The sequence below is a fragment of the Paraburkholderia sp. J67 genome (assembly GCF_905220265.1).
GTDB lineage: Bacteria > Pseudomonadota > Gammaproteobacteria > Burkholderiales > Burkholderiaceae > Paraburkholderia.
The window spans coordinates 106,695-119,847 of the sequence record NZ_CAJMZK010000009.1; the positions used below are offsets into that span (position 1 = coordinate 106,695).

Genomic DNA, 13,153 nt, shown 5'->3' on the forward strand with positions numbered 1-13,153 from the left:
ATTCAGTGCGCAACAGCGGCTGCGCCGTGTTCGTCGATCAGATGGCCCGTATAGAAGCGGTCGAGCGAGAACGGCGCATTCAGCGGGTGCGGCTCGTCGTTCGCGATAGTGTGGGCAAACGTCCAGCCCGATCCCGGCGTGGCCTTGAAGCCGCCCGTGCCCCAGCCGCAGTTGAAATACAGCCCCTTCACGTCGGTCTTGCTGATGATCGGGCAGGCGTCGGGCGAGACATCGACGATACCGCCCCACTGCCGGTTCATGCGCACACGCGAGAACACCGGGAACATCTCGACGATCGCCTGCAAGGTGCCTTCGATGATGTTGAAGCTGCCGCGCTGGCCAAAACCCGTGTACTGGTCCACGCCCGCGCCGATCACCAGATCGCCCTTGTCGGACTGGCTGATGTACGCGTGCACGGCGTTCGACATGATGACCGTGTTGACCACCGGCTTGATCGGCTCGGACACCAGCGCCTGAAGCGGATGGCTTTCGAGCGGCAGACGTACACCCGCCATATCCGCGAGCGTGGACGTGTTGCCTGCGGCCACCACGGCGACCTTCTTCGCCTTGATGAAGCCCTTCACCGTATCCACGCCCGTGACGCGCGCGCCGTCGCGACGAATGCCCGTCACCTGGCAGTTCTGAATGATGTCCACACCCAGGCGGTCCGCGCCGCGTGCGAAGCCCCAAGCGACGGCATCGTGGCGCGCCACGCCGGCACGGCGCTGGATCGATGCGCCCAGCACGGGGTAACGGCTGTTGAGGTTGATCGTCGGCTCGATTTCCTTGATCTGTGCGGGCGTGAGGAATTCGGCATCGACGCCGTTCAGGCGGTTCGCGTTCACGCGCCGTTCGGTGTCGCGCACATCCTGGAGCGTGTGGGCGAGATTCAGCACGCCGCGCTGGCTGAACATCACGTTGTAGTTGAGGTCCTGCGAGAGCCCTTCCCAGAGCTTCATGGCCTTCTCGTAGAGCGCGGCCGATTCGTCCCAGAGATAGTTCGAGCGCACGATGGTGGTGTTACGCGCCGTGTTGCCGCCGCCAATCCAGCCCTTCTCCAGAATGGCGATATTCTTCACGCCGTGTTCTTTCGCGAGGTAATAGGCCGTGGCCAGACCATGCCCGCCGCCGCCGACGATCACCACGTCGTATTCCTTCTTCGGCTCCGGGCTCTTCCATTGCCGCTCCCAGTTCTCGTGATACGACAACCCGTTGCGGAACAGACTGAATATCGAATAGCGGCTCATTTCACGGTTCCTTCGTTGCGCGTTTCCATTAGCATTCGATGACGTTCACGGCCAGACCGCCGCGTGACGTTTCCTTGTATTTGGTTTTCATATCCGCGCCGGTCTCGCGCATGGTCTTGATGACGTTGTCGAGTGTGACGTAGTGTTCGCCGTTGCCCTTGAGCGCCATGCGCGAAGCGTTGAGCGCCTTGATTGCACCCATCGCATTGCGCTCGATGCAGGGAATCTGCACGAGGCCGCCCACCGGATCGCAGGTCATGCCGAGGTTGTGTTCCATGCCGATCTCGGCGGCGTTTTCGACTTGCAGGGGCGTGCCGCCCATCACGGCGGCGAGCGCGGCGGCGGCCATCGAGCAGGCCACGCCCACCTCGCCCTGGCAGCCCACCTCGGCACCGGAAATCGAGGCGGTTTCCTTATAGATGATGCCGATGGCGGCGGCCGTGAGCAGAAAGTCGACGATGCCCTTGTCGTTCGCGCCTGGCGTGAATTTCACGTAGTAATGAAGCACCGCGGGAATCACGCCTGCGGCACCGTTGGTAGGCGCCGTAACGACACGCCCGCCCGCGGCGTTCTCCTCATTCACGGCCATTGCGTAGAGATTGACCCAGTCGAGCATCGAGAGCGGATCGCGCAGCGACTCTTCCGAGCGGGCGCGCAGATTTGCGCAGAGATCGGCGGCGCGACGGCGCACCTGCATGGGGCCGGGCAATTGGCCGTGCATGCGGCAACCGCGCTCGACGCAGGCGGCCATGGCGTGCCAGATCGCCATCAGCCCTTCACGAACCGATTCCGGCGAGCGCGAGGCGCATTCGTTGGCGAATACCACTTCTGCGATCGAGAGACCGCTTTCGCGGCAGACGCGCAGCAAGTCGTCGCCGGTGCGGAACGGCCAGGGCACTTCTTGCGCGCCGCGCACGCCGTTGACACGATCGCCCTCGCGGTTCACGACGAAGCCGCCGCCCACCGAGTAATACTCCTTCTCCACCAGCAACTGGCCCTGCTCGTCGAAGGCCTGGAAGCGCATGCCGTTCGAGTGCAGCGTGTTTGCGCCGCCCATCGTCTTGCGATAGAAGGCGATGCATTCACGCTCGTCGAAGCGGACTTGCTGCTTGCCGAGTAGCACGAGTGTGCGCTCGCTGCGGATTGCGGCGAGGCGTGGTTCGATGCTGTCGGGGTCGATCGCGTGCGGCAGGTGGCCTTCCAGGCCGAGCAGCACCGCCTTGTCTGTGCCGTGGCCTTTTCCGGTGGCACCGAGCGAACCGTACAGCTCCACCTTCACCCGGCGCACGAAGCCGAGCAGATTGGCGTCCTCGATATGCGATGCGAAGCGGCAAGCGGCAATCATCGGGCCAACCGTGTGCGAGCTCGACGGTCCAATGCCGATCTTGAACAGGTCGAAGACGCTGACGTTCATCTGGCTTCCTTTTGAAGGGGGCCGCTTTGGTGCGGCGATGTCAGCAGTAGATCAAAATTGGGCCTTCGGCTGATAGAACAAAAGCGGCATCGTCGCGGGATAGTGGCGTCATGGGCGCCTCGCGGCGCTTTTTCTGTGCGGGTTGGCGATGGTTTTTGGCGGTTTTCTTATAGTCGGGGGTTGGGGGTTTGTTTTTTTTGGCGGGGCTTGATTTGTTGGCATTTCCTTGTTTTGGTGTCGGTATGCCAGGGTTGCCCCTGTGCGGGGCGGCACCCACTTTTCTTTGCCGCGGCAAAGAAAAGTGGGCAAAAGAAAGCCGCTCACACCGCCAGTGTGACGAAGTCGGCAAACCGCCGTACAGGGGGAAAGGTATAGGGGCGTCTGCCACCTCGCACCACAAAGCGGAGTGACAAAGGACTCATTCATCCCGCTGCGCGCTACGCGCACAGCGGTCGGGTCTGCGAGGGAAAACAACGGTACTCAGGGCTTACCCGTGAGTTCTGGCAAACCTGCGGTTTGCCGGTTATGCCCCACGGGGCGCGTAGCGCCCCCTGAGGTATGATGGCTTTGTCACTTTGTTTAGTGGTGCGATGTGACGGATGCTCCTATACCTTTCCCCCTAAAAGGCGGTTTGCCGACTTCGTCACACTAGCGGTTTGAGCGGCTTTCTTTTGCCTACTTTTCTTTGCCGCGGCAAAGAAAAGTAGGTGCCGCCCCGCACAGGGGCAACGCTGGCAGACCGACGAGAAAACAAGAAAATGCCAACAAAAAAACAACAAAAGAAAATCAGAACGAATGCCGCATCCCGATCCGCACATCGGCTTGGGTAGTCGTAGAAGAAGGCGTGAAGCTATAACCAATCACAGCATCGACACCTTGCGAAGCCTTGAGCCAATCCCCGGAGATATAAACATCGGTATTCTTGGAAAGCAGATAGTGAAGCCCAGCGGAAAGCTGATTCCAGTGATGCCCATCGAAATGGGTGTACTGGTAGCCGCCAATCGCACTAAACGCAGGCGTGACTTGCCAGTTAACACCGCCTTCGGCGACGAGCATATGTTCGCTCTCCCCAAACGCCTTGATTTGCGTATAAGTGAAATCACCAGAAAGCGTAACCGTATTAATCACATAGCTCGCGCCAACGCCGAAAGTCCCCTGCTTATCGACAGGAAAAGACTCGCTTGAATAGAGATCGGTAACAGCACCCGTAGAGGAGTCCACACTCACGGTAGGCCGACCAAAGAACGTGTGCACACCGAGCATGGCATAAGGATCGAACGCATAGATCCCCGATGGATTATTCAACTGGGTATAGGCGGTCCCCATGGAAAACGCCCCATTCTGATACTGCGCGCCCACGCTCCAGGCACTGCCAGTATGAAAATCCCCAGGCGTATTGCTGAACGAATACATGCCGCCAAACTGGAAGCCGCCATACGTGTTCGACATGAACTTGATGGCATTGGGCAGATGATCCCCGTTCATGCGGTCGAAGTCGCCCTGATTGATGGCATAACCGCTCGCCCACGCCGAGATGTTGTAGAGATAAACCATCTCCTGTGTCATGTCGATCTGATTGCCGAGGGTCAGCGTACCCCAATCGCCCTGCAACCCCACATAAGCCGCGCGCCCAAACAACGATCCCCCATTGGCGATCTGCCCATTCCCCAGGTGAAAACCGCTCTCCAGTTCGAACACGGCTTTGAGGCCACCGCCCAGGTCTTCAGTACCCTTGAGGCCAAACCGGTTCGCATACGAGATGCCATCATCGAACTTCACCTGATGCGAGCCGCCAGCGTTGTTCACCCACGTCACACCACCGTCGATAATGCCGTAGAGGGTCACGCTGCTCTGTGCATGGCTCGCGCTCGAGATCAACATCGTCGCCAGTGCAATGGCGCTCAGTGCCGCCGTTTTCGTTCTTTTCATGGTGTCGGTCTCTCCAGACTCGCACTACGGTTGAAGGGCCGCGTGCTGCATACAGCGCACGGTCCTGCAAAACGTATAAGTCCAAATCTCCCCCGACTTGCGCGCAAACGACGGGCGCCAGGCTTGATGCGACATGGGTGGTCTCGATCATCGCGAATCCGTCGCGCATCTGCCCAAATCCGTCATAAAGGGCGTACCAGGTTTTTTATTGATTGATCGTTCAATAAAAAAAACCTAGAGTGAAGCCCTGTTCGCATGCCCCAAGAGTCACCATGCCCAAGTTAGGAATGCGCGAAATCCGCCGCGCCCAGCTCATCGATGCGACCCTCGAATCCATCGATCAGGCGGGGTTGTCCGGCACGACGCTCGCCACCGTTGCGCAGCGCGCGCGGATTTCCACCGGCATCGTCAGCCACTATTTCGGCGGCAAGGATGCGCTGCTCGAAGCCACCATGCGTCACGTGCTGCGCGATCTCGGCGCGGCCGCGCAGCGTCGTCTGAAGGCGGCCCGGCCGCAGGCGCGTGCGCGTCTGCGTGCGATCGTCGCCGCGAATTTCGACGTTTCGCAGGTCAGCGGTCCCGTGATGAAAACCTGGCTCGCGTTCTGGGCCGAAAGCATGCATGTGCCTGCGCTGCGGCGCTTACAGCATGTCAACACGCGGCGGCTTTATTCGAATCTCTGCGCGGAATTCGGCAAGGTCATGCCGCACGCGGCCTCGCACCGAGCCGCCAGTGGTCTCGCCGCCATGATCGACGGTCTGTGGCTGCGCGGCGCGACCACCGGCGAGCCGTTCGACACTCAAGCCGCATTGCGCCTTGCCAACGACTACATCGACCTTTTGCTGGACACGCACGCCTCATCCGCCAAACCGCGTGCGCGCCAGCGCGCCTGATCCGGAGCGACACCCGCATGACTTCCCTCTCCCTCGAACGCCTCTTCATCGACGGCGCCTATACCGACGCCACCAGCGGCGAAACCTTCGACACGCGCGATCCGGCCACGGGCGAAACGCTCGCCACCGTGCAGCAGGCCAGCGCCGCCGATATCGATCGCGCGGTCGCGTCCGCGCGTGCGGGCCAGCGTGTCTGGGCCGCCATGACGGCCATGCAGCGCTCGCGCATTTTGCGTCGCGCCGTCGAGTTGCTGCGCGAGCGCAACGATGAACTCGCCGAACTCGAAATGCGCGACACCGGCAAGCCGATCGCCGAAACGCGCAGCGTGGACATCGTCACCGGCGCAGATGTGATCGAGTACTACGCGGGTCTCGCGCCCGCACTAGAAGGCCAGCAGATTCCGCTGCGCGAAAGCTCGTTCGTCTATACGCGGCGCGAGCCGCTGGGTGTGACGGCGGGCATCGGCGCCTGGAACTATCCGTTGCAGATCGCCTGCTGGAAGTCCGCGCCCGCGCTCGCCGCTGGCAACGCGATGATCTTCAAGCCGAGCGAAGTCACGCCGCTGTCCGCGTCCCGCCTCGCCCAGATCTATATCGAAGCGGGCGTGCCGCCAGGCGTCTTCAACGTCGTGCAAGGCGATGCGCGCGTGGGCGCCCTGCTCAGCACGCATCCCGGCATCGAAAAGATTTCGTTCACGGGCGGTGTCGAAACGGGCAAGAAGGTCATGGCCGCCGCGGGCGCTTCATCGCTCAAGGAAGTAACGATGGAGTTGGGCGGCAAGTCGCCGCTCATCGTGTTCGAGGACGCCGATCTCGACCGCGCCGCCGATATCGCCGTCACGGCCAACTTCTTCAGCGCCGGCCAGGTCTGCACCAACGGCACGCGCGTATTCGTGCATCGTGCGGTGCGCGACGCGTTCGAAGCCCGCGTGATCGAACGTGTTGCGCGTATCCGTGTCGGCCTGCCGAGCGATCCCGCGACCAACTTCGGGCCGCTCGCAAGCGCCGCGCAGCTCGACAAGGTGCTCGGTTTCATCGACAGCGGCAAGCGCGAAGGCGCACGGCTGCTCGCCGGGGGCGCACGACTCGAAGATGGCGCGTTTGCACGCGGCCAGTTCGTGCAGCCCACGGTGTTCACCGATTGCCGCGACGACATGCGAATCGTGCGCGAGGAAATTTTCGGCCCGGTCATGAGCATTCTCGTATTCGATGAGGAAGCCGAAGTAATCGAGCGCGCCAACGACACCCTCTATGGTCTCGCCGCTGGCGTGGTCACGGAAAGCCTTTCGCGCGCGCATCGCGTGATTCATCGGCTCGAAGCGGGCATCTGCTGGATCAACACCTGGGGCGAGTCGCCCGCCGAAATGCCCGTGGGCGGCTACAAGCAATCGGGCGTGGGCCGCGAGAACGGTCTGACCACGCTCGAGCACTACACGCGCATCAAGTCCGTTCAGGTCGAGCTGGGACCGTATCAGCCTGTTTTCTAAGTTGAAAGAGCGCCGCAGAGGGAGAACCGCATATGGCCGCGCAAGAGTACGACTACATCATCATCGGCGCGGGATCGGCGGGCAATGTGCTCGCCACGCGCCTCACCGAAGATAGCGACGTCAAGGTGCTGCTGCTGGAAGCGGGCGGGCCGGATTATCGCTTCGACTTTCGCACGCAGATGCCCGCGGCGCTTGCTTACCCTTTGCAGGGGCGGCGCTACAACTGGGCCTACGAAACCGATCCCGAGCCGCATATGGACAACCGCCGCATGGAGTGCGGGCGCGGCAAGGGGCTGGGCGGTTCGTCGCTCATCAACGGCATGTGCTATATCCGCGGCAATGCGCTCGACTACGATGGCTGGGCCGCGCTAAAAGGCCTTGAAAATTGGAGCTATCTGGACTGCCTGCCGTACTTCCGCAAGGCGGAAACGCGCGACATCGGCGCCAACGACTATCACGGCGGCGACGGGCCCGTCCATGTGACGACCAGCAAGCCCGGCGTGAATCCGCTCTTCGAAGCGATGGTCGAAGCGGGTGTGCAGGCCGGCTATGCGCGCACCGACGATCTCAACGGCTATCGCCAGGAAGGCTTCGGCCCGATGGACCGCACCGTCACGGCGAAGGGGCGACGCGCCAGCACCGCGCGCGGCTATCTGGACCAGGCGCGCCATCGGCCCAATCTCGACATCGTCACGCACGCCGTCACCGACCGCATTCTATTCAGCGGAAAGCGCGCGTGTGGCGTGGTCTTCATGGATGGTCCCGCGCGCGTGACGCGTCATGCACGCCGCGAGGTGCTGCTATGCGCGGGCGCGATCGCTTCGCCGCAGATCCTGCAGCGCTCCGGCGTCGGACCCGGCGAGTGGCTGCGCGAGCTCGACATCCCCGTCGTGCTCGACTTGCCCGGCGTCGGCCGCAATCTTCAGGATCATCTGGAGATGTACATGCAGTACGAATGCAAGGAGCCGGTCTCGCTCTACCCGGCGTTGAAGCTGCGTAACCAGCCGGCTATCGGCCTTGAGTGGATGTTGCGCGGCACCGGCCTCGGCGCGAGCAATCATTTCGAGGCAGGCGGTTTCATCCGCACACGCGACGACGATCTCTGGCCCAACATCCAGTACCACTTCCTGCCCGTCGCGATCAATTACAACGGCAGCAATGCGATCGAGATGCACGGTTTCCAGGCGCATGTGGGGTCGATGCGCTCGCCCAGCCGCGGGCGCGTGAAACTGCGTTCGCGCGACCCGCGCCAGCATCCGTCGATCCTGTTCAATTACATGTCCGAGGCGCTCGACTGGCGCGAGTTCCGCGACGCCATCCGCATCACGCGCGAGATCATCGCGCAGCCCGCGCTCGATCGCTTCCGCGGCCGCGAGTTGAATCCTGGAGCCGATCTGCAGACCGATGCGCAGATCGACGCCTTCGTGCGTAGCCGCGCGGAGACCGCTTTTCATCCGTCCTGCTCGTGCCCGATGGGCGAGGACAACATGGCGGTGGTAGATAGCGAGGGCCGCGTGCACGGCCTCGACGGCCTGCGCGTGGTGGATGCGTCGATCATGCCCCTCATCACCACCGGCAACCTCAATGCGCCGACCATCATGATGGCCGAGAAGATCGCCGACCGGATTCGCGGACGCGCGGCGCTGGCCCGGGTTCAGACGCCCTATTACGTGGCGAACGGCGCGCTTGCGCGCGGCGGCGTGGTGCCGCCCGCCCCGCTCAACCAGCGTAACCGGCAGACTGCCGCAGTCTAAGTGGGGGCAGAATAGCCGCAGAAGCACGTCCGGCGGCGGTGCGCCGGGCGCTGCCAGCCCCAGCCGCGGCAGTTCGGCAGAACTGTGGCGCAAGAAACTGCTTGACCGGATAGCCGATACAGCGTACCCTCTGACAGTTAATCTTCTTGCTGTGTCTGTTCATCGTTTGCCGCTACCGCGGCTCTTGTTGACCTATCCCGCTTGAGTGTTGATTCGCGCTTTATTTCGGGCGCGTGTATTTTTGTTTGTTTTTTTGAGGATTTTCTAGTGGAAACCGGTACCGTCAAGTGGTTTAACGACAGCAAGGGCTTTGGCTTCATCACCCCGGACAAGGGCGGCGACGACCTGTTCGCTCACTTCTCGGAAGTGCGTGGCACGGGCTTCAAGACCCTCGCAGAAGGCCAAAAGGTCAGCTACGAAACGAAGCGCGGCCCGAAGGGCCTCCAGGCTTCGAACATCACGCCGCTGTAAGCTGTAGGTTTTAAGCTTCAGGCTGTTTGCATCGCGCCCGCCCTCTGGGTGGGCGCGAATGTCTTGTCTCAGACCGTGGCGTTATGTTGTTATCGACTGCCACGCGTATCTCGTGCGTGTTCCCGTATCCGTTGTTCGCTGCGCCCGCAGCTTGAACACGTTGCGTGCACGCGCCCCCGATGCTCGTCTCTGCGGATTTGCAGGCGACTGCCGACAATCCGCGTACCCGTTTGGCTCATCAAGAGCATGCAATGCCCCGCAAATCGGCGGAGAATTGCCGCTGTGATGGATCGCTCGATTCCGGTACGCTGAGGGTTTCGTTGTTTCCGGTTCCCGACTGTACCTCGTGATTGCTTGTGCAATCCCTGGCAGGAAGTGGGGCACGAGGAATCAGCCGTTGACGTTGGGCATTGGTCCGCACTCCGCACTGGCGCGGCGTTGCGTATTTCAGGAGGAATGGATTTGGCGAAGGAAGAACTGCTTGAACTCGACGGCGTTGTCGATGAAGTGCTGCCCGACAGCAAGTATCGCGTGACCCTCGAGAATGGCGTCGTTGTGAACGCCTATGCCTCGGGTCGCATGCGCAAGAATCACATCCGCATTATTGCTGGCGACCGGGTCACGCTCGAGTTGTCGGTCTACGATCTGACCAAGGGCCGCATCAATTTCCGGCACAAGGACGAGCGTTCGTCGGGCTCCGCGCCGCGACCCACCGCTCCGCGCCGCCGCTAAGGCGAATCCGGCTGGATTGCTCTGGATGAAGGGCGGCAGCGCCGCTCGAATGTCGCTGATTTCGCGCAACCGATCATAGGCCCAAGCCTTATGGTCAGCGTCTGCCGATATCGCCCATCCTTCACAGCAATCCACGAAGAACCTTTGTTGTTCTCCCTGCCGGAAAAAACACTGGCGGCGCGACACGTAACCGGGCTCCCGGTCAAACGTCACGCCGCCTCAACTACCTGGCCCCACTCCGGCTTACACGCGCGCCGCGAAGTAATGCGACCCCGCGATCGTCAGCGCGGCCAGCATCAGTGCCCCATAAGGCGCCAGCGATTTCCAGCGGCTGCGCACCGTCACCTCCAGTTCCATGTCATGCGCGCTGCCCGCCGGGAAGCGACCGCGGTCCTGCCAGTAATGGCGGTACGCAAACACGGGCACGATCAGCAGCACCGCAAAGAGGCCATCGCGCAAGGTGTTTTCGCCTTGCAGATTCGCGCCCGCCCCCACGAACACCAGATTCCCATAGCCGCATAGCGCGCCCGCCGCCAGCAGCCACGACGGGCAGCGGAACGGTCGATGCCACGAAGGCCGGTCCATGCGATGAATCCAGCCCGATTGCAGGTTCAGGAACACGAACAGCATGTAGCAGACGTTCGAGATCGACAGGACCGTCATGTAGTCGGACATCGCCAGCAGCACGAGATTGAAGCCGAGATCGGTCCACATCGCCGCCGTGGGCGCGCCGTGCTCGTTCACGCGCGAGAGATAGCGCGGCAGCCAGCCATCGACCGATGCCTGATAGAGCGTGCGCGACGAACCCATCATCGACGTCATCACGATCAGCAGGATCGAGAGCATCAGCATGACCACCACGACATTGCCGACCCACGCTCCGCCGCCGACGATCGACGCCATCGCCGTGCCGACGCCCGTGCCATCGCCGATGCTCGGGTCCAGCATGGCCTGGGTGCCGAGCACGCCCTGGAAAGCGAGCGGCACCAGCGTCATCACCACGAGGCACAGCGCGCCGGACCAGAAGATCGCGCGCGCCGTATCGCGGCGCGGATCGCGGAATTCGCGCGTGTAGCACACGGCCGTTTCGAAACCGTACGACGCCCAGCCCGCCATGAACATCGCGCCGAGCGCCATCACCACGCCCTGCCCGTTCCACGCGCCGAACACCGACGCCGTGAGATTGCCGCGCGCGTCGTGACCGAGCGGCAGCAGCGGGAACAGATGCCGCGCCGGCACATCGCCGGTGACGAAGGGCACGATGCCGACGATCAAAAGCGGCGTAAGCGAAGCAATGCCGAGAATTTTCTGCGTGCGCGCCGCCTTCGAAGCGCCGCTATGTTGCAGACGGAAGGTGAAGAGCAGGAACGCCGCCGCGATCAGAAACGTCGCGTTGATGCGCAGCGTGAGGCCATGCTGGATGAAACCCAGATTGGCGAGCGTCCAGTGCCACTGGCGCACCGCCGCCTCGGGCGGAAACAGGGTGGCCAGCGCATAGTTGGCCGCCAGCCCGCAGCCTAGCGCGAGCATGGGCGACCACGCGAGCCAGTTGCACCACACGGAAACCGGCGCCACCAGCTTGCTGTAGCGCACCCAGCCAATCGCGCCATAGACCGAGGCGCCGCCCGACTTGTGCGGAAAAAGCCCGGAAATCTCGGCGTAGGTCGCGCTCTGGATCAGGCCCATCGCGATCGACGCGATCCAGATCGCCCACGCGGGCTGGCCGATGGTCGCGCACACGCCACCAATCGTGAACAACACGCCCGCGGGCACACCGCTCGTCACCCAGAAGGCGTCCTTCCAGGTGAGGCCTCGCCGCAGACCCGATCCGGGACTTTCGCCAGTACGCCCTTGTTCGGCGCTCCCTGTGTGACCTGCTCCGATTCCCGCCTGCTCCATCTGTCTCCTCCTCTGTCCACCCTAATCGAACAAAATTGCCGGGCCTATCGGGACCTATCGGGATTTCCGGTGCTTAACGCTTCGGCGCCAGAAATCCCCCGGCAAATCACTGCACGGTCACTGCACGCCCACATACGCGCGCACGGCCGGCAGACCCGGCTTGCCGTCCAGCGTCGTCACACCCGCGAGCCATTTGTCGAGCATCTGCGGATTGCTCTTGAGCCACGCGGCGGCCGCCTTCTCCGGGTCTTCCTTGTTCATGATCGGCACCATCAGATGGTTTTCGATCGAAGTCGTGAACTGCAGATTGGAGACGAACTTCGCGACGTTCGGGCAGCGCGCGCTGTAGTCGGGCGGCACGGCGGTGAGCACGCGCGCCTCGCCGTAATTCGGGCCGAACACGGCATCGCCGCCGGTGAGATAGTCGATCTTCATCTGCACGTTCATCGGATGCGGTTCCCAGCCGAGGAACACGATCCACTGCTTGTCGCGGATCGCGCGATTGACCTGTACGAGCATGCCCGCCTCGCTCGACTCCACCAGCTTGAATTTGCCGAGGTCGAACTGGTTCGCGCCGATCATCTTCTGGATCAGCGCATTGCCGTCGTTGCCGGGTTCAATGCCGTAGATGCGGCCTTGCAGTTTGTCCGCGAACTTCGCGATGTCCTGGAACGAATGCAGACCGCCCTGATAGACGTAATCGGGCACCGCGAGCGTGTATTTCGCGCCGGTGAGATTGGGCGTATTGAGCACCTTGATCGAACCGGCCTTCACGAAGGGCTCGATGATCGGGTCCATCGTCGGCGACCAGTAGCCGAGGAACACATCGATCTGCTTCGACTTCAGGCCCGCGAAGGTGATGGGCACCGAAGCCATCGTCGTGGTGGGCGCATAGCCCAGGCCCGCGAGAATGGTCGAGGCGAGCCCCGTGGTCGCGGCGATATCGGTCCAGCCGACATCGGCGAAGCGCACGCTCTTGCACATGGCCGGATCGGCCGCGAAAGCGCTGGAACACGCGAACGCCGCCAGCAAGGCAGCGCAAACCGGGACTTTCCTGAAACGGGCCATCTTGTTCTCCTCGGGTTTCATAGTGTCGATCGCTAACGTGTGGGTCAGCGGCGATGCTCGCGACGTGCGCGGCATGGCCATCCGATGCTTAATCGTCGCGCGGCAAAATGCGCGCGAACGTAGCAAACGCGACGACGACTTGCGCTGAAACGACAAGGGAGGAAAAGACGGCTTTCAGGCGGCGAAAGCCTGCGCCGGGGTTACGAAAAGCTGACGCTTTGCGTGTGGGGGCGTGAGGTGACGCGAGGGAGTCGACAAA

At 62.4% G+C, this 13,153-nt stretch carries 10 protein-coding genes; 5 read left to right on the forward strand and 5 right to left on the reverse strand.

What is annotated here, in order from left to right; translation table 11 throughout:
- Window positions 1-2 precede the first annotated feature (2 nt).
- From U5782_RS18575 to U5782_RS18585, 3 genes are all read right to left on the reverse strand, one after another.
- Complete coding sequence (locus tag U5782_RS18575; RefSeq protein WP_103706664.1) at window positions 3-1,247, reverse strand: sarcosine oxidase subunit beta family protein; 1,245 nt, start codon at window positions 1,245-1,247, stop codon at window positions 3-5.
- 28 nt (window positions 1,248-1,275) lie between these two features.
- Window positions 1,276-2,661, reverse strand: coding sequence for an L-serine ammonia-lyase (locus U5782_RS18580; RefSeq protein WP_322045327.1), 1,386 nt, complete (start codon window positions 2,659-2,661; stop codon window positions 1,276-1,278).
- 786 nt (window positions 2,662-3,447) lie between these two features.
- On the reverse strand, window positions 3,448-4,590 hold the full coding sequence (locus U5782_RS18585; RefSeq protein WP_322045328.1) for a porin: 1,143 nt from the start codon (window positions 4,588-4,590) through the stop codon (window positions 3,448-3,450).
- 272 nt (window positions 4,591-4,862) lie between these two features.
- Here U5782_RS18585 and betI point away from each other — a divergent pair, with 272 nt between their 5' ends.
- The 5 genes from betI (at window position 4,863) to infA (ending at window position 9,927) form a co-directional block, all read left to right on the forward strand.
- The gene (betI, locus tag U5782_RS18590) at window positions 4,863-5,483 is read left to right on the forward strand and encodes a transcriptional regulator BetI (protein WP_322045329.1); all 621 of its coding nucleotides are present in this window, start codon (window positions 4,863-4,865) and stop codon (window positions 5,481-5,483) included.
- A 17-nt stretch (window positions 5,484-5,500) separates the two neighbouring features.
- On the forward strand, window positions 5,501-6,970 hold the full coding sequence (betB, locus tag U5782_RS18595; RefSeq protein ID WP_322045330.1) for a betaine-aldehyde dehydrogenase: 1,470 nt from the start codon (window positions 5,501-5,503) through the stop codon (window positions 6,968-6,970).
- Window positions 6,971-7,002: 32 nt separating this feature from the next.
- Window positions 7,003-8,724: a choline dehydrogenase gene (gene betA / locus U5782_RS18600; protein ID WP_322045331.1), complete on the forward strand. Its 1,722-nt coding sequence runs from the start codon at window positions 7,003-7,005 to the stop codon at window positions 8,722-8,724.
- Between the two features lie 267 nt (window positions 8,725-8,991).
- On the forward strand, window positions 8,992-9,195 hold the full coding sequence (locus U5782_RS18605; protein WP_065064791.1) for a cold-shock protein: 204 nt from the start codon (window positions 8,992-8,994) through the stop codon (window positions 9,193-9,195).
- A gap of 462 nt (window positions 9,196-9,657) precedes the next feature.
- Window positions 9,658-9,927 carry a translation initiation factor IF-1 gene (gene infA, locus U5782_RS18610; protein ID WP_322045469.1) on the forward strand — a complete coding sequence of 90 codons (270 nt, stop codon included), beginning with the start codon at window positions 9,658-9,660 and terminating at the stop codon, window positions 9,925-9,927.
- 243 nt (window positions 9,928-10,170) lie between these two features.
- Here the strand turns inward: infA and U5782_RS18615 are convergent, their stop codons facing one another.
- Window positions 10,171-11,826 (reverse strand): APC family permease, encoded by a 1,656-nt coding sequence (locus U5782_RS18615; protein WP_415914360.1) that lies wholly within the window; start codon window positions 11,824-11,826, stop codon window positions 10,171-10,173.
- A gap of 117 nt (window positions 11,827-11,943) precedes the next feature.
- Window positions 11,944-12,894, reverse strand: coding sequence for a choline ABC transporter substrate-binding protein (locus tag U5782_RS18620; RefSeq protein WP_322045332.1), 951 nt, complete (start codon window positions 12,892-12,894; stop codon window positions 11,944-11,946).
- Between the last annotated feature and the right edge of the window lie 259 nt (window positions 12,895-13,153).

Bases quoted from the DNA above. Each gene is read 5' to 3' on its own strand.
- U5782_RS18575 (WP_103706664.1), bottom strand. From the start codon at position 1,247: ATGAGCCGCTATTCGATATTCAGTCTGTTCCGCAACGGGTTGTCGTAT.
- U5782_RS18580 (WP_322045327.1), bottom strand. From the start codon at position 2,661: ATGAACGTCAGCGTCTTCGACCTGTTCAAGATCGGCATTGGACCGTCG.
- U5782_RS18585 (WP_322045328.1), bottom strand. From the start codon at position 4,590: ATGAAAAGAACGAAAACGGCGGCACTGAGCGCCATTGCACTGGCGACG.
- betI (WP_322045329.1), top strand. From the start codon at position 4,863: ATGCCCAAGTTAGGAATGCGCGAAATCCGCCGCGCCCAGCTCATCGAT.
- betB (WP_322045330.1), top strand. From the start codon at position 5,501: ATGACTTCCCTCTCCCTCGAACGCCTCTTCATCGACGGCGCCTATACC.
- betA (WP_322045331.1), top strand. From the start codon at position 7,003: ATGGCCGCGCAAGAGTACGACTACATCATCATCGGCGCGGGATCGGCG.
- U5782_RS18615 (WP_415914360.1), bottom strand. From the start codon at position 11,826: ATGGAGCAGGCGGGAATCGGAGCAGGTCACACAGGGAGCGCCGAACAA.
- U5782_RS18620 (WP_322045332.1), bottom strand. From the start codon at position 12,894: ATGGCCCGTTTCAGGAAAGTCCCGGTTTGCGCTGCCTTGCTGGCGGCG.